This is a genomic window from Salinispora pacifica DSM 45544, from assembly GCF_000378845.1.
In the GTDB taxonomy this organism is placed as follows: Bacteria; Actinomycetota; Actinomycetes; order Mycobacteriales; family Micromonosporaceae; genus Micromonospora; species Micromonospora pacifica.
This window is the reverse complement of sequence record NZ_KB905359.1, coordinates 1,951,324-1,974,658: the sequence shown is the minus strand read 5'-3', so window position 1 is coordinate 1,974,658 and position 23,335 is coordinate 1,951,324. Positions and strand designations below refer to the sequence as shown.

The 23,335-nt window shown below is 71.0% G+C and carries 19 protein-coding genes and 1 pseudogene; 18 read left to right on the top strand and 2 right to left on the bottom strand.

Translation table 11 applies throughout. The annotated features are described in order from the left end of the window. The first annotated feature begins 2 nt into the window (after positions 1–2). The 9 genes and pseudogenes from SALPAC3_RS25565 to SALPAC3_RS25550 all read left to right on the top strand — a co-directional run bounded on the left by SALPAC3_RS25565 (position 3) and on the right by SALPAC3_RS25550 (position 12,652). Positions 3–937, top strand: a pseudogene (locus SALPAC3_RS25565) (ornithine carbamoyltransferase). Next, positions 934–2,178: an MFS transporter gene (locus SALPAC3_RS0108860; RefSeq protein WP_018220884.1), complete on the top strand. Its 1,245-nt coding sequence runs from the start codon at positions 934–936 to the stop codon at positions 2,176–2,178. The pseudogene SALPAC3_RS25565 and the gene SALPAC3_RS0108860 overlap by 4 nt, the downstream one beginning before the upstream one ends. Positions 2,179–2,236: 58 nt before the next feature. Next, positions 2,237–3,181, top strand: coding sequence for a TauD/TfdA family dioxygenase (locus SALPAC3_RS0108855; protein ID WP_232430481.1), 945 nt, complete (start codon positions 2,237–2,239; stop codon positions 3,179–3,181). 31 nt (positions 3,182–3,212) lie between these two features. Further along, positions 3,213–4,184: a TauD/TfdA family dioxygenase gene (locus tag SALPAC3_RS0108850; RefSeq protein WP_018220882.1), complete on the top strand. Its 972-nt coding sequence runs from the start codon at positions 3,213–3,215 to the stop codon at positions 4,182–4,184. A gap of 1 nt (position 4,185) precedes the next feature. Then, the gene (locus SALPAC3_RS0108845) at positions 4,186–4,959 is read left to right on the top strand and encodes a thioesterase II family protein (RefSeq protein WP_018220881.1); all 774 of its coding nucleotides are present in this window, start codon (positions 4,186–4,188) and stop codon (positions 4,957–4,959) included. Further along, on the top strand, positions 4,952–9,391 hold the full coding sequence (locus SALPAC3_RS25560; RefSeq protein ID WP_018220880.1) for a non-ribosomal peptide synthetase: 4,440 nt from the start codon (positions 4,952–4,954) through the stop codon (positions 9,389–9,391). Before SALPAC3_RS0108845 ends, SALPAC3_RS25560 begins: the two co-directional genes overlap by 8 nt. Then, positions 9,388–10,641, top strand: a complete 1,254-nt coding sequence (locus tag SALPAC3_RS0108835; RefSeq protein ID WP_018220879.1) for a cytochrome P450 — start codon at positions 9,388–9,390, stop codon at positions 10,639–10,641. Before SALPAC3_RS25560 ends, SALPAC3_RS0108835 begins: the two co-directional genes overlap by 4 nt. Next, the gene (locus tag SALPAC3_RS25555) at positions 10,638–12,371 is read left to right on the top strand and encodes a fatty acyl-AMP ligase (RefSeq protein ID WP_018220878.1); all 1,734 of its coding nucleotides are present in this window, start codon (positions 10,638–10,640) and stop codon (positions 12,369–12,371) included. Before SALPAC3_RS0108835 ends, SALPAC3_RS25555 begins: the two co-directional genes overlap by 4 nt. 14 nt (positions 12,372–12,385) lie before the next feature. Continuing rightward, the gene (locus tag SALPAC3_RS25550; protein WP_018220877.1) at positions 12,386–12,652 is read left to right on the top strand and encodes an acyl carrier protein; all 267 of its coding nucleotides are present in this window, start codon (positions 12,386–12,388) and stop codon (positions 12,650–12,652) included. Positions 12,653–12,710: 58 nt separating this feature from the next. Here SALPAC3_RS25550 and SALPAC3_RS0108820 read toward each other — a convergent pair whose 3' ends face one another. Further along, positions 12,711–13,640: a class I SAM-dependent methyltransferase gene (locus tag SALPAC3_RS0108820; protein WP_018220876.1), complete on the bottom strand. Its 930-nt coding sequence runs from the start codon at positions 13,638–13,640 to the stop codon at positions 12,711–12,713. Between the two features lie 336 nt (positions 13,641–13,976). On the opposite strand from SALPAC3_RS0108820, the gene SALPAC3_RS0108815 reads away from it, so the two are divergent. The 4 genes from SALPAC3_RS0108815 (at position 13,977) to sbnB (ending at position 18,086) form a co-directional block, all read left to right on the top strand. Further along, positions 13,977–14,327: an ArsR/SmtB family transcription factor gene (locus SALPAC3_RS0108815; protein WP_018220875.1), complete on the top strand. Its 351-nt coding sequence runs from the start codon at positions 13,977–13,979 to the stop codon at positions 14,325–14,327. Beyond that, positions 14,327–14,614 (top strand): hypothetical protein, encoded by a 288-nt coding sequence (locus SALPAC3_RS0108810; protein ID WP_018220874.1) that lies wholly within the window; start codon positions 14,327–14,329, stop codon positions 14,612–14,614. The genes SALPAC3_RS0108815 and SALPAC3_RS0108810 overlap by 1 nt, the downstream gene beginning before the upstream one ends. Positions 14,615–14,787: 173 nt before the next feature. Continuing rightward, the gene (locus SALPAC3_RS0108805; protein WP_018220873.1) at positions 14,788–17,061 is read left to right on the top strand and encodes an MMPL family transporter; all 2,274 of its coding nucleotides are present in this window, start codon (positions 14,788–14,790) and stop codon (positions 17,059–17,061) included. Next, positions 17,061–18,086 (top strand): 2,3-diaminopropionate biosynthesis protein SbnB, encoded by a 1,026-nt coding sequence (sbnB, locus tag SALPAC3_RS0108800; protein ID WP_018220872.1) that lies wholly within the window; start codon positions 17,061–17,063, stop codon positions 18,084–18,086. Before SALPAC3_RS0108805 ends, sbnB begins: the two co-directional genes overlap by 1 nt. Here the strand turns inward: sbnB and SALPAC3_RS25545 are convergent. Further along, positions 18,011–20,011, bottom strand: coding sequence for an AfsR/SARP family transcriptional regulator (locus SALPAC3_RS25545; RefSeq protein WP_018220871.1), 2,001 nt, complete (start codon positions 20,009–20,011; stop codon positions 18,011–18,013). The two genes, sbnB and SALPAC3_RS25545, sit on opposite strands and share 76 nt — an antisense overlap. A gap of 704 nt (positions 20,012–20,715) precedes the next feature. On the opposite strand from SALPAC3_RS25545, the gene SALPAC3_RS0108790 reads away from it, so the two are divergent. Genes SALPAC3_RS0108790 through SALPAC3_RS0108770 form a run of 5 tightly spaced genes read left to right on the top strand, consistent with a single transcriptional unit; the run spans position 20,716 to position 23,305 of the window. Continuing rightward, positions 20,716–21,108 carry a DUF3644 domain-containing protein gene (locus SALPAC3_RS0108790; RefSeq protein ID WP_018220870.1) on the top strand — a complete coding sequence of 131 codons (393 nt, stop codon included), beginning with the start codon at positions 20,716–20,718 and terminating at the stop codon, positions 21,106–21,108. Between the two features lie 6 nt (positions 21,109–21,114). Then, positions 21,115–21,414, top strand: a complete 300-nt coding sequence (locus SALPAC3_RS0108785) for a transposase (protein ID WP_018215993.1) — start codon at positions 21,115–21,117, stop codon at positions 21,412–21,414. Continuing rightward, complete coding sequence (locus SALPAC3_RS0108780; protein WP_157632313.1) at positions 21,411–22,301, top strand: IS3 family transposase; 891 nt, start codon at positions 21,411–21,413, stop codon at positions 22,299–22,301. Before SALPAC3_RS0108785 ends, SALPAC3_RS0108780 begins: the two co-directional genes overlap by 4 nt. 26 nt (positions 22,302–22,327) lie before the next feature. Beyond that, positions 22,328–22,891, top strand: a complete 564-nt coding sequence (locus tag SALPAC3_RS25540; protein WP_232430480.1) for a hypothetical protein — start codon at positions 22,328–22,330, stop codon at positions 22,889–22,891. Next, on the top strand, positions 22,892–23,305 hold the full coding sequence (locus SALPAC3_RS0108770; RefSeq protein ID WP_026185370.1) for a hypothetical protein: 414 nt from the start codon (positions 22,892–22,894) through the stop codon (positions 23,303–23,305). The last annotated feature ends 30 nt before the right edge of the window (positions 23,306–23,335 follow it).

The window sequence follows — 23,335 nt, the reverse complement described above, 5'->3', positions numbered from 1 at the left end:
ACGTGACCGCTCGCAGCCTCATCTCCACCGACGACCTCACCGACGACGACCTGTGGACGGTGGTGGACCGCGCCGTGCGGTTCTCCACCGGAGACCTGGCGGCTGAGCGGCCGCTGGCCGGGCAGGTGATCGGCGTCTACTTCCGCAAGACGTCCACCCGGACGCGGACCGCCTTCTCGTCCGGGGCCCTGCGACTGGGCGCGCACATCATCGCGTACGGGCCGGACGACCTACAGACGGCGACGGGAGAGTCCACCGAGGACACCGGGCGGATCTTCGCCCGCATGCTCGACGGGCTCGTGGCCCGGACTGCGGCGCCCACCGCCGAGATGCGCGGCTGGGCGGCGCAGGACCGGATGTCGGTGGTCAACGCGATGAGCGCGGAGGAGCACCCGACCCAGGCCCTGGCCGACCTCGCCACTCTGCGCAGCCGGTTCGGCCGCGTCAACGGCCTGCGGATCCTGTACGTGGGGGAGGGCAACAACACCGCAGCCGCGCTCGCCCTGGCCTGTCCCGGTTTCCCGGCGCCGAGCTCGTCCTGCGCACCCCGCCCGGCTACAGCCTCGCCGCCGACGTCCTGGCCCGGGCACAGGCCCATGCCGCCCGGACCGGGGCACGGATCGACGAGCGTCACGACATGACCGGCCTGCCTGGCGGGCTGGACGTCGTCTACACCACTCGCTGGCAGACCACCGGCACCGCCAAGCCCGACCCGGACTGGCGCACCACCTTCGCACCGTTCCAGGTGACCGGGCGGCTGTGGGAGACCAGCCCGAAGGCGCTGTTCATGCACGACCTCCCCGCCCACCGTGGCGAGGAGGTAACCGCTGACGTGCTCGACGGCCCGGCGAGCATTGCGTTCATTCAGGCCGAGTTCAAGCTGCACAGTGCGATGGCGGCGCTGGAGTGGTGCCGCGCCACCGGAAGTGGGGCGTGACCGCCCTCGTCCCGGACCGGAAGCCCCAGGGGGCGTTGCGGGGCAACCGTGACTTCCGGCTGCTGTGGGTGGGGGCCGGGGTGTCCACGCTCGGCATGCGGATGGGCACGGCAGCGTACCCGCTGCTGATGGTCTGGCACGACGGCTCGGCGCTCGCCGCCGGTCTCGTCGGCTTCGCCGGCCTGCTGCCCATGCTGCTGGTGCAGTTGCCCGCCGGTGCGCTGGTGGACCGCCACGACCGCCGCAAGGTGATGATCCTCAGCGACCTGGTCGGGGCGGTGGCGGTCGGCAGCCTCGCCGTAAGTCTGCTGTTCGGCAGCCTGCGGCTGGCGCACGTCATGGCGGTCGCGTTCGTCGGCGGGTGCGCCGCCATCTTCTACCGGATCGCCGAGCGGGCGGCCGTGCGGCACGTCGTCGAGACCGGCCAGCTCGGGGCCGCGCTCGGCCGGTACGAGGCCCGCACCCGGGCCGCGGGCCTGCTGGGCCAGCCCGCTGGCAGCGCCCTGTTCGCGGCCCTGCGCTGGGCACCCTTCGCGGCGAACCTCGTGGCCCACCTCGTCGCGCTCACCACCCTGCTGCTGATCCGCCGGCCACTGGGCACCGCCCGGTCGGCGCCCACCCGCAAGCTGGGGGCGGAGATCGGCGAAGGGCTGCGCTGGCTGTGGCGGCAACGGCTCCTGCGCTTCGCGATCGGGCTGGTGGCCGGCAGCAACGCGGTGTTCCAGGTGATCAACCTGGGCCTGGTGCTGGTCGTCCGTGACGGCGGCGGCTCCCCGGCCGAGCTGGGCCTGATCGGCCTGCTCTCCGGCGCGGGCGGGGTCGTTGGCGCGCTTGTGGCCATACGCACGGGGGTCAGCCGGCTCAGCCCGGGCGGCGTGCTCATGACGACGTTCGTGGTGTGGGCACTGGCGACGGCTTCGATGGCGCTGACGACCCACGTGGCACTGCTCGGCGTGCTGCTGGCCGTCACCAGCTGTGCGGGGGCGGTGCTCAACGTGGCCGCCGGCATCTACCAGGTCGAGATCACGCCGGACCACCTGCAGGGCCGGGTCAGCAGTGCGGCCGCCCTGCTCTCCTCTGGGGCCAACTCGCTGGGCGCGGTGCTCGCCGGTGTCCTGCTGACCGCGCTGGGCGCCGGAACGACGTTCTGGTATGCCGCCGGGGCGATGGCGCTCATGGCCGTCGCAGCCCTGCTCACACCGGCCGTGCGGCGGGCCGGGAGCAAGCGGGGCCGCCGATAGGCCAGATACCGAAGGAATATAGATGCCCTTTCCAGACTGGACCGGGTTCCGACGGAGGGTGAACACCATTATGGACGCACAGGACTGGCGGCCGCGTCAGATCAGCCCGCACGGGGGCTTCGAGGCGAGCGCGGCCGGACTGCTCAAGTACCTCGGCCAGGCCGATGTCACCGCCGAGCTGACCACCGCCAAGGCGCTGGTGTTCCGGGGCTTCGGCGTCACCCCGGACGAGCTCGGCGACGTGATGGACGTGTTGCTGCCCAACCGGCTGGCGTACGTGCACGGCAACTCGCCGCGCACCAGGGTCGGGCAGAACGTCTACACCTCGACCGAGTACCCAGCGGAGTTCACCATCTCCATGCACAACGAGATGTCTTACGCCAGTCAGTGGCCGTCGCGCCTGCTGTTCTACTGCCAGGTCGCCCCGGAGACCGGCGGCGCGACCCCGATCGTCGACGGCACCCGCTGGCTCGGCTCGCTGCGGCCGGAGATCCGCGAGCGGTTCGCCGGCGGCGTGCGCTACACCCAGAACCTGCACGACGGCCTGGGGCTGGGCCGCAGCTGGCAGCAGACGTTCGAGACCGAGGACCGCGCGGTCGTCGAGGAATTCCTGGCCGGCTCCGGGGCCGAGTGGGAGTGGAGGCCCGACGGCGGCCTGCGGGTGATCCAGCTGCGCCGCGCGACGCTGCGGCACCCGGTCACCGGCACGGAGGTGTGGTTCAACCAGGCCGACCAGTGGCACGCCGCGGGCCTCGGCGACGACACCGCCGCCGCGCTCTACCAAATCCTGCCCGAGGAGGAGCTGCCGCAGAATGTCACGTTCGCCGACGGCACCCCCATTCCGGCCGACTACATCACCGAGATCCGCGACAACGGCCTGGCCGAGGCGGTCGACGTCGACTGGCACCAGGGCGACCTCATGGTGATCGACAACGTGGCGGTCGGGCACGGCCGGCGCCCCTTCACCGGCCCGCGACGCATCCTCGTCGCCATGTCCGACTGACCCGAATCCTCCCGAGAGCGAAGGTGCACCGATGGACACCGTCTCTGTGCCGCGTACCCTGCCGACCGTCGTCGAGGGCGACCCAGGCGGGCCCGACCTGGCGAGCGCCGTGACCGCCGACCGCCCCCGGATCCGCCGGCTGCTGGCCGAGAACGGCGCGGTGCTGCTGCGCGGCTTCCCGGCCGGCGGCGTGGACGGCTTCGGGCAGGCAGTCCGCGCGTTCTCCGGCGACCCGCTCACCTATGCTGAGCGGTCGTCGCCGCGCAGCGAGATCGAGTCGAACATCTACACCTCCACGGACTATCCGCCGGACGAGGAGATCTTCCTGCACAACGAGAACTCGTACCAGGCGTCCTGGCCGCGCCTGCTCTTCTTCTACTGCGACATCGCGCCGCTGACCCAGGGCGCCACCCCGCTGGCCGACATCCGTCAGGTGTACGAGTCGATCGACCCGTCGGTGCGCGAGGAGTTCAAACGCCGCAAGTGGATGGTGGTCCGCAACTTCCACGAGGAGTTCGGCTCGTCCTGGCGCTACATCTTCAACACCGAGGACCGGGCGGCCGTGGAGGCGTACTGCCGCGGCAAGGATCTCACCTTCGAGTGGATCGGCGGCGACGGGCTGCGGACGCGTACCGTGCGCGACGCCGTCCACCGGCACCCGGACACCGGATTGCCCGTGTGGTTCAACCACATCACGTTCTTCCACCACACCACGCTGCCGGCCGAGGTGCGTGAGGGCCTGCTCGAGCTGTTCGGCGGCGAGGACCGGCTGCCGAGCAACACCTACTACGGCGACGGTGGCCGCATCCCCGACGATGTGGTGGGCCACCTGCGTGACCGCTACCGGGCCGCCTCGGTGCGCTTCGACTGGCGAGAGGGCGACATGCTGGTCGTCGACAACATGGCCGCCGCCCACGGGCGCGAGCCGTTCACCGGCAGGCGGCGCATCGCGGTGGCGATGGCGGAGGCATACACGCCGCCCACGGAACAGCGGGCGGTGTGACGTGGCATCGTCCTTCAGCTGGCTCCGGCCCCTGCCCGCCCGGCGCGGCGCGGCCCGCCGCCGGCTGATCTGCTTCCCGCACGCCGGCGGCGCGGCCAACTCGTACCGGGGGTGGGCCGAGCTGATGCCCGCCTCGGTCGAGGTCGTGGCCGTGCAGTACCCGGGCCGGCAGGACCGCTGCGGCGAGCCGTTCGTCGCGTCGATCGCCGAGCTGGCCGACCGGATCGCCGCGCTGGTCCAGGACGAGCTGGACCGCCCGACCGCGTTCTTCGGCCACAGCATGGGCGCGATCGTGGCCTACGAGACCGCGCGCCGGCTGACCCCGCGCTTCCCGACGCCGCTGACAGCGCTGATCGTGTCCGCGCGCAAAGCGCCCGGCACGCCGCCGGCCGGGCTGCCGGCCACCGACGCCCAACTGCGCGACTACGTGCGGCGGCTTGGCGGGGCCGGGGCGGGGATCGTGCACGACGACGCGGTCTGGGAGCTGATCGCCCCGCCGCTACGCCACGACCTGAACCTGGTGCGCGCCTACACGTACGTCCCCGGCGCGCCGCTGACCTGCCCGATCGTCTCGATCGTCGGCGAGCAGGACAGCACGGTGTCGGCCGCCGACGCCGCCCGCTGGGCCCCGCACACGATGGGCGCCTACACCGCGTACAGCGTTCCCGGCGGTCACTTCTATCTCGACAGCGACCCCGCCCGGCTGGCCCGGCTGCTGACGGGCGTCCTCGATCCCTCCGCCGCTCCGGTCGCGGAAGGAGCCGACGTTGCCTGACCACCGGCTGCTCCCCCTCTCGCCCGCGCAGGCTGTGGTGTGGCACGCGTATCTCGGCGACCCGGGCGCCCGCCACTTCGTCATGGCCGGCTACCTCGACATCGACGGCGGCCTCGACCCGGACGCGTTCCGGGCGGCGTGGCGCCGGCTGCGCGCCGAGGCCGAGGTCATGCGCGTGACCACGGTGGAGGAGCACGACGACCGGCTCTGGCAGGTCGTGGCCGAGGACCCCGGCGTGGACCTCCCGCTGCTGGACCTCACCGGCGGGCCGGACCCGGACGCCGCGGCCCGCGCCTGGATGGCCGCCGACGCCGCCGAGCCCACGACCGTCGAGGGCACGGTGCTCGCCGCGTGGGCCCTGATCCGCACCGGCGAGGACCGCTACCTCTACTACCAGCGGTTCCACCACGTCCTGCTGGACGGGTTCGGCATCGCGCAGCTCACCCGGCGGCTCAGCGCGCTGTACGCGGCGGAGTCGGCGGGCGCGCCCGCCGGCCCGGCCCGCTTCGGCTGCCTGGCCGACGTGCTCGCCGAGGACACCGCCTACCGGGAGTCGGCGGGCTTCGCGGCCGACCGGGCGTACTGGCAGGAGCGCTTCGCCGACCGGCCCGCGCCCACCCGGCTGGCCCCGCCGCCCGCCCCGGGCCACCGCGGCACCGGCCGGGTGCGGGTCACCGGCACGGTCCCGGCTGCCGAGGTCGCTCGGCTCGACGCCGCCGCGGCGGCCGCCGGCGCGGACAGCGTGGCCGTCGTGATCACGGCGGCCGTCGCCTACCTGCACCGCGCGACCGGCGACACCGACGTGATCGTGGCGCTGCCCCTGATCGCGCGCACGACGGCCGCCGCCCGGCGCACGCCCTGCATGGTCGCCAACACCCTGCCGCTGCGCCTGCGGGTGCGCCCGGGCGACAGCCTGCTCAGCCTCGCCCCGCAGGTCTCCCGGCGGCTGCGCGAGATGGTGCGCCACCAGCACTACCGGCACGAGGACCTGCACCGCGACCTGGGTCTGGACGCCCGCCGCGGCGGCCTGCTCGGCGCGATGGTCAACGTCATGTCGTTCGAGGAGCGCGTCGAGCTCGGCGGGCGCGACGTGCCCGTGCACACCGTGGCCAGCCCGTCGGCGCTGGACGTTTCGATCGAGGTACGGCGCGGGGCGCCCGGCGGCGGGACCGCGATCCTGCTGGACGCCAACCCGCACGCGTACGACCTGTCGACGCTGCGGGACCACCTCGACCGGTTCCTGCGCCTGCTGAGCGCACTCGCCGCCGCCCCGGACGCCGCGCTGAGCTCGTTCGACCTGCTCTCCGGGGCCGAGCGCCGGATCCTTCTGGCCGAGGAGAACGCCACGGCCGCGCCGCTGCCCCGGCCGGCGACCGTGCCGCGGTTGTTCGAGGCCCGCGCGGCGGCCACCCCGGACGCCCCGGCCGTGACGGGCGACGACGGTACCCTGACCTACGCCGAGCTCAACGCCCGTGCGAACCGGCTGGCGCGTCATCTGCTCAGCCTCGGGGTGGGACCGGAGTCGTTCGTCGCGCTCGGGCTGCCGCAGGGCACCGGGTACCTGGTGGCGATGCTCGCGGTGCTGAAGGCCGGGGCCGCGTACCTGCCGGTGGACCTGGCGTACCCGGCGCGGCGGCTGGCGTACATCCTTGGCGACGCCGCCCCGCAGTGTGCCCTGACCGACTCGGCGACCGCGTTGCGGCTGCCGGGCGGCGGGCGGACGGTGGTTCTGGACGAGCCCGTCGTGGCGGCGGCGATCGCGCGCCAGCACCCGACCGACGTGACCGACGCCGAGCGGACCGTGCCGATCGACCCGGCCCACTGTGCGTACACGATCTACACCTCGGGCTCGACGGGTCTGCCCAAGGGAGCGTTGCTGACCCACGCCGGGCTGGTCAACGTGGCGCTCGACCACGTCGACCGGATGGCGATCGGGCCGGGCGACCGGTTCCTACAATTCGTGTCGCCCAGCTTCGACGTCGCCGCCCTCGACATCTGGTGCACGCTGCTCTCCGGCGCCTGCCTGGTGCTGATGCCCGCCGAGCGGCTGGCCGTCGGCGAGGACCTCGTCGCGTACGCCCGCCGCCACCGCATCACCCACAGCGTCTGGCCCGCCGTAGTCGCGACCGCCCTCGGCCGCGCCGACCTGCCCACCCTGCGCACCCTGGTGACCGGCGGCGACCCGGTCGACGCGCCCACCGTCGCCTGGTGGTCGGCCGACCGCCGGATGATCCACGGGTACGGCGTCACCGAGGCGTCCATCGTCTCCACCGCGACCGACCCGATCCGTGCGGCGGTGTCCCCGCCGATCGGCCGGCCCATACGCAACACCCAGGTGTACGTCCTCGATGACAGCCTGCAACCGGTGCCCCCGGGAACCGTGGGCGAGCTCTACCTCGCAGGTGTCGGACTGGCCCGTGGCTACCGGGGCCTGGCCGGGCTGACCGCCGAGCGGTTCCTGCCCTGCCCCTTCGGGACGCCGGGGCAGCGCATGTACCGCAGCGGCGATCTCGTGCGCCGCCTCGCCGACGGCAACCTGGAGTTCCTCGGCCGCGCCGACCAGCAGGCCAAGATCCGGGGCGTACGCATGGAGCTCGGCGAAATCCAGCAGGTGCTGGCCCGGGACCGGAGCGTCGGGACGGTCGTGGCGGTGGTGCGTGAGGACGAGCCGGGGGAGAAGCGGCTGGTCGCGTACGTCGTCCCCGCGCCTGGTGCCGACGTCGACCCGCTCGCCCTGCGCCGCGCGGCCGGGGACTGGCTGCCGCCCGCGATGGTGCCGTCCGCCGTGGTGGTGCTGCCCGAGCTGCCGCTGGGTGTGCACGGCAAGCTCGACCGGGCCGCGCTGCCAGCCCCCGACCTCGCCGCCACGGCCGGGGACCGGGCGGCGGCGTCCGCGGCCGAGCGCACGCTCTGCCAGGTGTACGCCGAGGTGCTCGGCCTGCCCCGGGTGGGCGCCGACGACCGCTTCTTCGACCTGGGTGGCAACAGCATCATGGTGACCCGGCTCGTGACTCGGGCCCGCGAGGCCGGCCTCGAGATCAGCGCCCACGACGTCTTCACCGAGCTGAGCCCGGCGGGCCTGGCCGCCGTCGCGAGCCCGGTCTCCGCCGTGGCGCTGCCCGAGGTCACCGCGGATGTGAACGTACCGGCGGAGATCCTCGCCGACCTGCGCCGACGCTATCCCGGGCTGGAACGCGTGCTGCCGGTGTCGCCGCTGCAGACCGGGTTCCTGCTGCACTCGGTGCTCGCCGGCGACGCCGACATCTACCACGCCCAGCTGGTTCTCGACCTGGAGGGCCCGCTCGACACCGCGCGGCTGGGCCGGGCCCTGACCACGGTGCTAGAGCGGCACGCCGCGCTGCGGACCGGCTTCCTGCTCGACGAGCTGGCCGAGCCGGTGCAGGTCGTGGTGCGTACGCCCGAGGTCGCACCCCTGGACACCGGCGCCGAGGGCGACGTCAGGCGCGGGTTCGACCTCGCGCAGCCGCCCCTGTTGCGGATGTCGGTGCTGCCGCTCGGCGCCGGCGCGCACCGCGTCGTGCTGACCGGTCATCACATCGTGGTCGACGCGTGGTCAACGGCGATCGTGGTGGGCGAGCTGTTCGACGCGTACGACGGCACCGCGCTCGCCCCCGCCCCGGACTACGGCGGCTACCTCGCGTGGCTCGGCGCACAGGACCGGGACCGCGCCGGCAAGGCGTGGCACCAGGCGCTCGACGGGCTCACCGGCCCGACGCTGGCCGCACCCTGGGTCGCCGTGGAGGCGACCGCCCCGCAGCGCCGCGTCGTCCGCAAGCTCACGACCGCCGAGACCGGGCGGGTCACCGCCGCGCTGCGCCGGCACGGCCTCACCCTGCACACCGTGGTGGAGGGGCTGTGGGCCCGGACATTGGCCGAGCTGACCGGCTCCTGGGACGTGGTGTTCGGGACGTCGGTGTCGGGGCGCGACCCCCGGGTGCCGGGCGTGGAGACGATGGTCGGGCTGCTGACCAACACCGTGCCCGTACGCGTCAACCTGCGTTCGGGCGAGCCGGTCCTCGACCTGCTGCGCCGGATCCAGCGGGAACAGGCCGAGCTGCTGCCCTACCAGTACCTCGGGCTCGCCGACATCCAGCGCGCCTGCGGGCTGCGGGACCTGTTCGACACCACCACGCTCACGCTCGACCACGACGTGACGGCGGCCGACGTTGACGCCCGGGTGCGCGACCTGACCGTCCGGGCCGTCACCGCCGACGAGGGCACGCAGTATCCGCTGCGCTTCGCGGCGGTGCCCGGGAAGGAGCTGCGGCTGATGCTCAACTACCGGACCGACGCGTTCACCGAGGCCGAGGCGACCCGGCTGCTGGAGACCGCGCACACCCGGCTGCGGGAGCTGGCGGACGATGCCGCAATGGCCGCGGCGGCCACCGGGCGGCAGGGGAACCCCGCATGACCGCGCGGGCCGGGTCCGCCGCCGAGGACATCATTCAGCTCGCCGACCGGATGGGGCGCGAGGACCCGTACCCGGTGCTGCACCGGATGCGGCAGGCCTCCCCCTACGTCGCACTGCCCGGCCTGGTCGTGGCGGGCACGCACGCCACGTGCTCGGCCGTGCTGCGCGACCCCGGCATGAGCAGCGAGCGGCAGCGGGCCACGCTGGCACCGGCCGCGCGCGGGCCGCGTACCCGTAACTTCCTGCACCTGGACCCGCCCGACCACACCCGGCTGCGGCGGCTGGTCAGCAAGGTGTTCACCCCCCGCGTCGTGGCCACGATGGAGCCGCACATCCGCCGGACGACCGACGACCTGCTGACGGCGGCCGCGGCCCGGGGCTCGATGGAGGTGGTGGCCGACCTGGCGTACCCCCTGCCGCTGCGCATCATCTGCGAGGTGCTCGGAGTGCCGGCGGAGGACCACCACCTCGTGCAGCACTGGTCGGCCCGGCTGTCCGAGGCCCTGGAACCGCCGATCCCCGGGTTGGTGAGCACCACGACCTCCACCGAGGCGGCGCGGGCGCGGGCGGGCTTCATCGCGTACTTCCAGGCCCTGATCGCCGACCGCCGCCGCTCGCCGCGCGCGGACCTGGTGTCGCAGTTGGTCGCCGTCGAGGACGCCAGCGAGCGGCTCGACAGCAGCGACATCCTCGCGACGTGCATCCTGCTGATCAACGCGGGCCATGAGACGACCGTCAATCTCATCGCCAACGGGGTGCTTGCCCTGCTGCGCCACCCGGAGCAGCTCGCGGACCTGCGGGCCGAGCCCGGGCTGGCTGCCGCGACGGTCGATGAGGTGCTGCGCTACGACGCGCCGGTGCAGATCACCAGCCGGGTCGCCAAGCACGACACCCGGCTCGGCGCCGCCGACGTGCGGGCCGGCGACATGGTCGTGCTGCTGCTCGGCGCCGCGAACCGGGACCCTGCGGTATACCCGGATCCCGACCGGTTCGACATTCGGCGCCGCAGCCCGGTGCCGCACCTGGCCTTCTCGGCCGGGGCGCACTTCTGCCTGGGCGCGGGGCTGGCCCGACTGGAGGCGCAGATCGCCCTTAGCGCGGTGGCCGCCCGGCTGCGGGAGCCACGGCTGCGCGCGGGCGGAGTCTCGTACAAGCCGAACCTGAGCCTACGCGGACCGGACGTGCTGACGGTGGACTTCGACGACGTTCTCGCGCCGGGGCGCCGGGACGGACAGGAGGCGAACGGATGAGTGACCTGACGACAGCGCCCGACCTGGTGAGCCTGTTCCGCGAACGTGCCGGCGCGACGCCCGACGGCCAGGCCGTCGTGCACGTGATCGACGTGGACACCGCGGACGGGTTCCGGTCGTGGACCTACGGGCAGCTGGACCGGGAAGCGCGGCGGGTGGCCGTCCACATCCGGCAGCTCGCGCCGGAGGGTAGCCGGATCCTGCTGCTCTATCCGGTGGGACTGCCGTTTGTGGCCGCGTTCCTGGGCTGCCTGTACGCCGGAGTGATTGCCGTCCCGGCGCCGCTGCCCGGCCGGTTCCAGCACCAGCGCCGCCGGCTCCGGGCCATCGCGACCGACGCGCTGGTGGCGGCCGTGTTCACCGACGAGGCGAACTTCGCGGAGGCGACCGGCTGGGCGGCCGGCGAGGACGGGGTGGACGCCCCGGTGGTGGCGACCGATGTCGCCGTCGCCGCAGATCCGGACACCTGGGCCGCCCCGGCGCTCGGGCGCGAGACCGTCGCCCTGCTGCAGTACACCTCCGGGTCCACCGGCGACTCCAAGGGCGTCATCCTCACCCACGGCAACCTGCTGGCCAACATGGCCGGCTACGTGGCCGCGGTGGGTCTCACGCCGGAGTTGCGCTCCGGCGGCTGGCTCCCGCTCTACCACGACATGGGGCTCAGCGCGCAACTCCTGCCACCGCTGATGGTGGGCGGCAACTCGGTCCTGCTCGACCCGATGTCGTTCCTGCGCCGCCCGGTGTCGTGGCTGCGGCTGATCGACCGTTTCGGTCTTGGCATCTCGTTCGGTCCGAACTTCGGCTACGACCTGTGCGCCCGCAAGGTGACCGACGAGCAACTCGAGGACCTGGACCTGTCGCGGTGGCGCTACGCGATCAACGGCTCCGAGCCGATTCAGCCGTCGGTGATGGCGGCCTTCGCCAAGCGCTTCGCCGGTACGGGCTTCCGGGAGACGGCGTTCAGCCCGTCGTACGGCCTGGCCGAGGCGGTCGTCTACGTGTCCACGCGGGGCGACCGGCCGCCGCTGATCCGGGCCGTCGACGCCGAGCGGCTGGAGCGCGGCGAGTTCGCCGACGCCCGCGAGGGGCGCCCCATCCGCAACGTTGTCAGCTGTGGCCGGCCCGGCGGGTACGACCTGCGCCTCGTCGACCCGGACACGGGTGCGTCCGTGGCGCCGGGCCGGGTCGGCGAGCTCTGGCTGCGTGGGCCCAGCCAGTCGCCCGGGTACTGGGGGCGCGAGGAGGCCACCCTGCGGACCTTCCAGGCGGTCACCGCCGAGGGCGAGCACGGTTTTCTGCGTACGGGTGACCTGTGCGCGATCGAGGACGATGAGCTGTACGTCGTCGGGCGGCTCAAGGAGATGTTGATTGTCAACGGCCGTAACCTGTACCCGCACGACATCGAGCACGAGCTACGCGCCCACCACCCGGAACTCGCCGGGGGAGTGGGTGCCGTGTTCAGTGCCCCGAGCCTCGACGACGCGCACGAGCAGGTCGAGGAGGTGGTGCTGACCCACGAGGTCCGTGGCGTCCGTGGTGAGGCCCTGGCCGTGCTGGCCGCGGCGATGCGGCACACCGTCAGCCGCGAGTTCGGCGTCCGGGCTGGAGCGGTCGTCCTGCTCCGGACCGGCACCACGCGGCGGACCACCAGCGGCAAGATTCAGCGCGCCGAGATGCGGCAGCTGTACCTGGCCGGCGAGCTCGTTTCCCTCTACTCCGACCGACTGTGACGGGAGAAACTGCTGTGTCTGACGCGATTGATGCTGCGCGGGACGAGTTGTGCGCCTGGGTGCGCCGGTGCGCTGCCTCCTTCGTACAACGGGAGCCGGCGGACATCGATCCGGGCGCGCCGCTGTCGTCGTACGGGCTGGACTCGGTGACCGCGGTGTCCATGATGGTCGAGCTGGAGAACCACGTGGGCTTCGAGCTCGACCCGAACCTCATGTGGGACCACCCGACCGTGGATGCCCTGACCGAGGAGTTGCTGCGGGAGTCCGCCGCCCGGGCCTGAGGACCGCCACGCGAGAAGGGAACGTCGCCGCGGCGACGCCCCCTTCGTCGTACCCGGATCAGTTCGCCGCCTCGCCGATCATCACGCAGGAGATGGTCAGCTGCTCGTCGCGGGCCCGCTGCTCGCTGTGCCCGGTCATCGGGAAAGTGTAGGTGCTCAGCGGCCGCACCCCGCACCCGCGGACGAAGGCGAAGAACTCCTCCGGGGTGCGCCACAGATAGATGTGGTCGGGGGAGGGGCTGTTGATGGGCACGTTGAGGAAGATGCGGCCCCCCTCGCCCATCAGCCCCAGCAGCGACGTCAGCACGCCCGCCGGGTCCTCCACGTGCTCGAGCACTTCGCTGGCCACCACGAGGTCGAAGGTGCCGTCGAGCGGTCCCCTGCGGATGTCGTGGCACACCAGTGACGCGTCGTGCACACCCAGGGCCTCCAGGTTGTGTCGGGTGTGCCGCAGCGCGGATTCGCTGATGTCCCAGCCTGCCACCTCGCCGCGCACGTGCTCGGCGGCCAGCGACAGCAGCAGGCCGTGGCCCGGGCCCACCTCCAGCAGCCGGTCCCGGTCCCCGCGACGCCCCAGGAACTCGCTCTGGTAGACCTCGCCGACCCGGGCGTGGTTGGTCCACAGAATGTGCGACAACAGCAATCCGTGCTGGTAATAGGTCATGTACGGGTCGTCCAGGATCCCCGATTCGCGGACCTGGTCCACCGTGGTGAAGCGATAGCGGCCGTGGCGGCGGAAGAACAATTGCTCGCCGGTCAGCCGGCGGCACGCCCAGCGGTATCCCGCGATTACCTCATCGAGGCGCCCGGCAGCCAGTACGGCGATCCGGCGAGCCACCGCCTCGGCTGCATCGAGCTGCTCGTGGGACTCCCCGGCGAAGCGTTGTTCCAGGAAGACGGCGTGTTCGGGCCAGATCTCGGCGACCCGGGCGGCGATGTCGGCCAGGGCGCTGCCGGTCGGCAGGGCGGTGCTGCTGTGGACGGACATGGCTTCATCCTGTCGCTGCTGGTCGATGAGGTCGGCAGACGCTAACACCGGCGCGGGCGGCCCGGCCGTGCCCGAAATTCGATTTGCCCGTGCCCGAATAAATAGGCCACATATAGGTCGCTCATCGCCCTGACCGCTAGAACCGAACCGTTGGTTCTTTTTCCGGAGAGAGCCTTCTGTGACGACATTGCCCGCCCCCCGCCTCCGCTCCCGCCCCCGCCGGTGCCGCGGCCTTGACCCGGCTCCCCGCGAGGCCGGCGATCGAGGGAGTCGGGGGTATCGCAGCCAAGGCTGGCATGTGCAATAATTCCTTGGCATGAGCCCAAGGAAGTCTGCATGGACACGGAGGCAGTGACCGGCGACGGCCTGCTCCGGGCCTTGACGGCCCTGGGTAATCCGCATCGCCTGCGCGTCATCGCCGCCCTGGTCAAACGCACCACGTACGTCAGCGAGCTCGCCCGCGAGCTCGAGATCAGCCGTCCGCTCCTGCAGGTGCACCTGCGCAAGCTGGAGAGCGCTGGCCTGGTCACCTCGACGCTCAAGTTGTCCGACGAGGGCAAGGCGATGAAGTTCTACGAAGTCACCGACTTCTCTTTGCACCTGACCCCGGCCATGATCGCCGAAGCAGCAAAGACAATCAGTGGCCTGACCGAGGAGCCCGGACAGGCGGAGAAGGGAAACGGGTAATGGAGTACCAGCCCACAGCGGACGACTACACCTGGCCGGCCGTCGCGGCCATCATCGGACTGTTCATCCTGGTCACCGCCGTGGTGACCGTGCTCATCTGGCACCGCTCCGCCACCACCCGGGCCAAGGCTCAGCTCGTGCGCGAGCGCGAGTACCGCGAACTCGCCGAGGGCGCGGTCGCCGCCCAGGACCGGAACGACCATACCCTGTCCGAGATCAACTCTCAGCTGCAGGAGATGCGCGGGAGGCTCGACTCCTTCGAGCGGATCCTCAAGGACGTCGAGTAGGGAGGCGCCGAGGGCCGGCGTATCACCGATCGCCGGCCCTCGGTCTCCCGAGTCACTGACCACGTCACCGTCCACAACGGCCTCTCACTCTTCGGGACCTGGCCGTCGATGCCCCCTGCCCGGATTTGTCCGGCGCTGCCCGCCCTCCCCCGTCCTCGAGGAAGGTTGCCTGCATGACCAGCTCGAACGACCCCGTCAGCACGCCACGGTCCCGGCGCTCACCGCTCGTGGAGCGGATAGTGGTCTGGTCCGTGCACCACCGCGCCCTGGCCATCGGCGGCTGGTTCGCCGTCGTGCTCATCGGCCTGCTGGCCGGCGTGCTCGTGACCGGCGACGAGGCCCGCACCACCGACCCGGGCGAGGCCGGCCGCGCCCAGCAGGTCATCCGGGCCGAGCGGGCCGACGAGGTGGTCCGCGAGAACGTCCTCATCCAGGGCAAGAACGGCCAGCCCTTCACCGACCCGGCGGTCCGGGCGGCAGCCGAGGACGTCGTCACCACCCTGCGTGGGCTCACCGGGCAGGTCACCGACATCCGCTCCCCGCTCGACGCCGGCGCCACCCAGCTGGTCTCCGCGGACGGGCGGTCGGGCCTGGTCTCCTTCCAGATCGCCACGCCAGTGGAGGATATCCCCAAGAACTTCGACCAGTCCGCCGCCGCGATCGAGCAGGTCGGGGAGCGCCACTCGGACGTCCGGGTACTGCAGGCCGGTGACATGAGCATCACGGCCGCGGCCAACGGTGCCTACGACGACGACTTCCGGCGCGCGGAGATCATCACGCTGCCGGTCACGATCGTGATCCTGTTGATTGTCTTCGGTGCGCTCGTCGCCGCCGGGATTCCGCTGCTGCTCTCGCTCACCGCGGTGCTCGCGACCCTCGGCCTGTTGCAGGCGATCGGCCACTGGATGCCGATCAACAGCACGGTCGCGTCCATGGTGCTGCTGATCGGCATGGCCGTCGGGATCGACTACTCGCTGTTCTACCTGCGGCGCGAGCGCGAGGAACGGCACGCGGGCAAGAGCGTGCAGGAGGCCCTGCGCGTCACGGCCCGTACCTCCGGGCACGCCGTGGTCGTCTCCGGCTTCACCGTGATGTTCTGCCTCGCCGGTCTCTTCCTGTCCGGCCTGGACGTGTTCAACGGCGTCGCGGTCGGCACCATCCTGGTCGTCGGACTCGCCGTGCTCGGCTCGGTGACGGTGCTGCCGGCGCTGCTCGCGCTGCTCGGTCACCGGGTGGACAGGGGACGGCTGCCCTGGCTCGGCCGCCGGCGCACCGATGCCGGGGACTCCAAGGTGTGGTCGCGGGTCTCCGGTGCCGCCATCAGGCAGCCGCTGCTGTGGGGCGCCCTGGCCACGCTGCTGCTGTTCTGCCTGGCGGCTCCGGCGGCGCACCTCAAGCTGCGGGATCCGTCCCTGACCGACAGCCTGCCGCGCAGCCTGCCCGCCGTTGACGCGGTGGCCCGCATCGAGGAGGCGTTCCCCGGCGGCCCGAGCCCGGCACAGGTCGTCATCTGGGGCGAGCAGGTCGACAGCCCGGCCGTCGAGGCCGCGGTGCGGCGCCTCGGCTCGGAAGTGGTCGCGCGCCCAGACGAGTTCGGCACCACGCTCTCCACCGCCAAGGTCGGCGACGCGCTCATCGTCAAGGTCCCGCTGGCCGGCACCGGCACCGACGAGGTCTCGAACCGCTCCCTGGCCGCGCTGCGCGAGGACCTGCTGCCGCAGACCGTCGGCGCGGTCGACGGCGTCGAGGTGGCCGTGGCTGGTGACACCGCTGTGGCGCACGACTTCGCCGAGACGCTGAGCGCTCGCACGCCGTGGATCTTCGGCCTGGTGCTCGTGCTCGCCTTCCTGCTGCTGACCGTCACGTTCCGCTCGCTGACGATCCCCGTGGTATCGATCCTGTTAAACCTTATGTCCATAGGGGCCGCGTACGGCGTCATCGTCTGGGGCTTCCAGGACGGGCACCTGGCGTCGTTGCTCGGTTTCACCAGCTACGACGGCGTGGTCAGCTGGCTACCGCTGTTCATGTTCGTCATCCTCTTCGGATTGAGCATGGACTACCACATCTTCATCCTCAGCCGGATCCGCGAGCGGTGGCTGGCCGGAGCGGACCCGAAGACAGCCATCACCCGCGGCATCTCCAGCAGTGCCGGCGTGGTCACCAGCGCTGCGGTGATCATGGTCGCGGTGTTCAGTATCTTCGTGACGCTCACCGCCATCGAGTACAAGATGCTCGGCGTCGGCATGGCCGTGGCCGTGCTGATCGACGTGACCGTGGTCCGTGGCGTGCTGCTGCCGGCGGTGCTCTCGCTGCTGGGCCGCAGCGCCTGGGCCTTCCCGGGCCGCGGGGGTGACCGGCGGCCGCAACCGGCGCCGGAAGGCCGGGTCCCGGTTGCGGACGCGACCGGGTCCGTCGCCGCTGTGAACGCCTCGGCGGGGCAGCAGTGATGACCCAGCCGCCGAGCTTCGCCGTCGTGTCCGGGGTACAGGTCCGTGGCGTCCTGCAGGGCCGCGAGGACATCGTCACCCACATCGTCGAGTCCGCGTACCGGCTGCACGGCGAGCGACAGACGATCAACCCGGACTCGTACTTCCTGAAGTTCCCGCAGCGCCCGGCCGACCGCATCATTGCCCTGCCGGCCTCGGTCAGCGGTCACGTGAACGTGCATGGCATCAAGTGGATTTCGAGCTTCCCCGGAAACATCGAGCACGGGATCCCGCGCGCCTCGGCAATCACCGTTCTCAACGATCCGGAGACCGGTTTCCCGTTCGCGTGCATCGAGGGATCGATTATCAGCGCGGCGCGGACGGCGGCCTCCGCGGCGCTGGCCGCGCTCAAGCTGAGCGCCCGCCGCGGGATGCGCCCGCGGCGGGCCGGGTTCGTGGGCACCGGGCTCATCGCCCGGTACATCCACACCTACCTGACCCGCAACGGCTTCATGTTCGACGAGGTGGGCATCTTCGACACCGCGCGGGACAACGCCGAGCGGTTCTGCGGCTACCTCGAGCGGTCCCGCTCGGGTCCGGCCCGATTCCACGACGACGCCGATTCGCTGATCCGCGAAAGCGACCTCGTGGTATTCGCGACCGTGGCCGGCAGTCCGCACGTCACCGACCCCGGGCTTCTCGCCCACAACCCGCTGGTGCTGCACGTCTCGCTGCGGGACCTGGCGCCGGAGATCATCCTGTCCGCGTTCAACGTGGTGGACGACGTCGACCACTGCCTGAAGGCGGCCACCTCCCCGCACCTCGCCGAGCAGTTGGCGGGCAACCGGGACTTCATCGCCGGAACCCTCTACGACGTGATGACGGACGAGGTCGAGGTGCCCGCGGACCGGCCGGTGATCTTCTCACCGTTCGGGCTGGGCATCCTCGACCTCGCCCTGGCCCGCTTCGTCTACGACGAGCTGGCGGGCCAGGGGGTGTTGCACGAGATCGTCGACTTCTTCGACGAGCTCAAGCGGTACGGCTGACCAGGCGGGCCGGTGCCGCCTCGGGCACCGGCCCGCCGGTCGCCTCCGCTTTCTGCTGCCGTGTACGCTCCCGAGTTGCTTTGGGCGATCCGGGGGCGCGGCACCAGGGCGGCGAGGGCGGGCTGGGAGGACGTCGCGTTCTGCAGGCGCTCGAAGGCCAACAGCCCGACGAGCGGGTGCACCTGGTAGGCGAACACGCCGGTGTCGTCGAGGTCGGCCAGCTCCAGCATCCGCTGATCCACCAGGGCCTCGGCGATTTGCTCGGCCTCCGGCTCGTCGCACCCGAGCAGCGTGGCCACAGCGGCGGCCGGGAACGACTCCATGCCGGCCGTGGCCAGCCGCAGCAGGGCGAGGCGGTGGATGGCGTTCAGGCGCTGGAAGCTGCGGTCGAGACTGGCGCGCAGGTCGAGGTCACCGGCCCGGAACTCGGCCAGCCCTCCGGCGCCGCCGGCCAGGCGCTCCGCCAGTTGGGCCACGGACCAGTGCGGCCGGCTGGCCAGTCTGATACCCGCTATCCGTACGGCGAGAGCGAGCGACCCGCACGCCTGCACGATGCGCCGCGCGGCCTCGGGCTCGGTGTCGATTCGTTCGGCCCCGGCGATCCGGCCCAGCAGGTCGAGCGCCTGCGCCGGGGTGAACGGCTTGAGCGAGACCATGTGCTGCCCGGCCGCCGTGCTGAGGAAGAGTCGCGACGTCACGATCGTCCGGCACATGGGACCGCCGGGCAGCAACGGGCGGATCTGGTCCGCCCCGGCGGCGTCGTCGAGCACCACGAGCACCCGCCGGCTGGCGAGCAGGCTGCGGTACAGATGCATGCGTTCCTCCATGGACCGGGGGAGCGGCTCGGCGGCACCGAGCGCGCGCAGCAGGACACTGAGCGCGTCCTCCGGTCGAACCGGCAGATGACTGCTCCCCTGTAGATCCAGGAAGAGCTGGCCGTCCGGGAAGTCGGCGGCGCACATGTGGGCGGCGTGTACGGCGAGGGTGGTCTTGCCAACGCCACCCATGCCGGTCACCGCGAGCGTCGAGTGCTGCGGCTGGTCACCCGAGTGGCGGCGCAGCAGGCGAGCCGCCGCTCGCAGCGCGTCGGGGTAGCCCACGAAGTCGTACGTGTCGGCCGGGAGCATGGCCGGGACCGGCGGGGCGGCCTCGATGCGCTCGGGCTGCGGGGCGGCGGGCACATCCGCGGTGGCCTCCTCGCCGACGCGGAGCAGGAGTTCGTACGCGGAGCGCAGGGTCGGGCTCGGATCGACGCCCAACTCCTCCAGGAGCAACCGGGACCCCTGGTAGTACAGATCGAATGCCTCGGCCTGCCGGTCCGAGCGGTGCAGGCCGGTCATGAGCTGGGCTCGGAAGCGCTCTCTCAGCGGGTGCGCGCCGACCAGGCTGATCAGCTCCGGGACGATCTCCCGGTGCCGGCCGAGCGCGAGATCGGCGTCGATGCGGGCCGCGAGCGCCTCCATGCGGACCTCATCGAGGCCCGGTCGCTCGCGCTCGGTCAGCGGGGCCGACACGTCGGCGAGCGCGGGACCGCGCCACAGGTCGAGCGCGGCGCGCAGCAGATCGGCGGAGCGCTCGAATTGCCCGCTCTGCAACGCTGCCCGGCCCGCCCTGTACTGTCGTTGAAACTCTCGGTAATCGAACCAGGCGGAGCCAATCGTGAGGAAGTAGCCGGCGCCCTGCCGGGCGATGTGGACGGCCTGGCCGAGCTGCCGGCGCAGCTGGGAGGCGTACGTGTAGATCTGGGCCTGATAGGTCGCGGGCGGCCGGCTGCCCCAGAGCATCTCGCCGAGGGTGCTGTCGGGCAGAACCCGTTCACCGGCGAGGAGCAGGGCGGCCAGGAACGTCCGCTGTTTGGAGCCTTTGAGGCTGATGTCGGTGGTGCCGGAGCAGACCCTGACGGGTCCGAGAATGCGAATCTCCATGAGGGCGCCTCCCTGGCCGGTACGACAACCCGGAGGGCGGCGCGTGGGCGCGGCCGGACCGGGCGGCTGGGCGATTTCGGCTTGGTCGAGCGATGCGGCTGGTGCCGCAGCCTCATCCGGTGTACCGCCGCCCGAGGCCGTCAACGCCATTACCGACATGCGCCTCTAATGGGAGCGACTCGGCCTCGTGAATACGCAGATCACTCACAGATTTCCAATCCCCGTTGGTTTGATGTAGCGCAGAAGGCGCGGCCAGTATACGTATCACGCAGCGGCGACGCTACCCTGTGCTCATCCAGACGAGCCGCATGAATCGGGCATTTGACCAGGTGTCTCCCGGGTGCCCGTTCTGTCGCGCTTGGCGGGCGTTCGATCTTGATGCTTCTGTCTGCCGAAGCGGTGGCACGCGTGTCAGGAATAGGTGGTCGTCGCGGTCGACTCCGGTACGTGATCCGCATTTCCGCAGGTCAGAAGTGCGCTGGGCGCCCGAAGTCGCGCGTTGGGCAGGGGATTCGGCTCCGAGCTGAGAATAAGTGCGACATTCATGTATGAGACAGAAATTCTTGTGCAAGCGTAACCGGGCTCGGGCGGTCGATCGGCTGTCGCGAATTAGATATGTCCTAAAGGCGGTGGGCGGGTGGAACTGATCAAGCGGCAACTACTGCGACTTCCTCACCCACATGCACAAGGCCTGGCACTAACTGTTGCATGCTGAGTTCCACCAGGCAAAGATCGACTATCACCACAAGGGCGCCCAGACCGGCGGGTACAAGTTGATCGACGGCGAGCCGAAGGCGTGGGACCTTGAATTCTGCTTGAAGCGGCGCTATCCCAACAGCAGCGACCCGGTCAGGCTGAACGCAGAGCTATTCGTAGCGCTGCGTAATAAGGTAGGGCATCGATACGAGCACAACGCGAAGGTCGCGACAGGCGGCAAGGCGCAGGCGCTTTTCATGAACTACGAGCATGAGATGGTTAGCCACTTCGGAGGCGCCTTCAGCCTCGCTTGCTCCTGGGTGAGCCCGTTAAGGTCGATGAACTCGTCGATGTCGTCTGCCCTTCCCCTCGTAGCGTGGAGGCCAGAGCTTGAGGGATAGAGGTTCATGGCTGAGACGAGACGCCAGTTCGATCCGGAGTTCCGCGCGGGCGCGGTGCGCATCGTGCGGGAGACGGGTAAGTCGATCGCACAGGTCGCCCGTGACCTGGGGATTAACAGCGGGACCCTGGCCAACTGGGTGAAGAGGGACCGCGAGACGCGCGGTGAGGCCGCTGCCGGGCAGCTCACTGAGGACGAGCGGGCGGAGTTGGCCCGGTTGCGGCGGGAGAACGCCGAGCTGGCGATGGAGCGTGATGTTCTCAAGCGATCCGTGGTCCTGTGGGTTAAAGAGGCGACGGGCCGGTGAGCGTGGCCGCCTTCATCGCTTCCCAGAGGACCGAGCATTCCGTGCCGCACGTGATCGCCTGCCGAGCGTTGGGGGTGTCCGAGTCATGGTTCTACAAGTGGCGTGACCGGCCGCCAACGCGCCGCGATGACCGGCGTGCTCGGTTGTCGGCTGCGGTCAGGAAGGTGTTCGACGACTCATGCGGCACCTACGGCAGCCCTCGCGTCGGGAACGAGTTGCGCGAGCAGGGCTGGCAGGTGTCGGACAACACGATCGCGCAGCTTATGGCCGCCTCCGGCCTGACCGCCCGGGTCAGACGCCGCCGGCGGAACCTGACCCGCCAGGGCAAAGGTCCAGCCGCCCCAGACCTGGTAAAGCGGGCGTTCAGCGCGCCGGCACCAGATGTCGCCTGGTGCGGCGACATGACCGAGATCCGCACCGACGAGGGCAAGCTCTACCTGGCCACCGTCATCGACCTCTACTCCCGTCGCATCCTCGGCTACGCCATGGGCGCCCACCACGACGCCGGGCTGGTCGTCGCAGCGCTGAACATGGCCGCCGTCACCCGCGGCGGCGGCGTCGAAGGGGTGATCTTTCACAGCGACAGGGGCAGCGAGTACACCTCGGCCGACTTCGCCCGAGCCTGCAACCGGTGGAAGGTACGCCAGTCGATGGGCCGGGTCGGGTCGTGCTTCGACAACGCCGTCGCCGAGGCCACCTTCTCCACCATCAAGGTCGAGTACGTGCACCGCCGTCACTTCCGCACCCGTACCGAGGCCCGCCTGAAGATCGCCACCTGGATCACCGACTTCTACAACCGGCGCCGCCGGCACTCCGTCTGCGACTGGCGATCCCCCATCGACTACGAACGATCAGAGACCCGCGCCCTGAAGGCCCAGGCCGCATAACGGAGCCCCTCCACGATTCCAGGGGATTGACACGTCAGCTTATCACCGCAAAGGCGGCGAACATGCTGCGCCACTACGTCGAAGTGGTGCTGCCGAACGGCTTTAAGGCTCAGGTGGTGGCCACCAGCCGACTCGCCACCGTCCGCTACCGGACCGCGTTCCTGGCTGCACGAGATGCCCTGATCGCTGAGCTGGATGCACTCGATCCGGCGTGGAAGACCCCAGATGCTCTGGAGCGGGCCGATCGGCTGACCGCCAAGCGTGCCTTACCGGTGCATCGGGACGTCGTCGCGCAGCTCGACTTCGTACCGGTGATCTCCGGCGCCCAGAACGACAAGGCTCCCATCGTGGAGTGGACCAGCGGGTACGGGCAGGTAGTCGACGACTTCAAGAAGAAGAAGCTGCCCATGCCGGGCGTGCCCGCCGACCAGATCAGCCCGGTGGCGATGTCGTCCTGCCGTCGGATAAGGCCCTGCCCTATGTGGCCAACGCGAAGGCGTTCGGCACGATCGCGCTGCTGGCCCAGCGCCGCTACCGCGACCACACGCTGTTCGACGTTCGGGTCTACGGCGAGAAGGTCCGAGCGCTGATTGACGCACGTCCAGTCCCTGGGCATTACCCAGAAGGTCCCACCGATCTCCATCACCTCGGCCGACTACGCGGAGAAGGTCAGCGGGCTGACCAGCCCTCGCGCCAAGGCATCGGAGATGGAGCATGCCATCCGGCACCACATCGGTGAGCGCATGGACAGCGACCCGGCCCACTACCAGCGGCTGTCCGAGCACTTGGAGCAGATCATCAGCCAGCTGCGGGACCAGTGGGAGCAGCTCGCGCTCGCGCTGGCCGACTTCCTGTTTCCACGGGCCGAGTGCGGTCTGCGTCCGGAATCTCCGACACGGCACATGCGAGCCGGAGATCAACCGCATCTCGCCTCAATCGGATTTCTTCCACGCTGGCCTGATTGTTCCGTTTATGAAACAGTGCCTCACCATCCATTATGGTGAGGCACTGTCCGCTACGGATAAGCCACACAG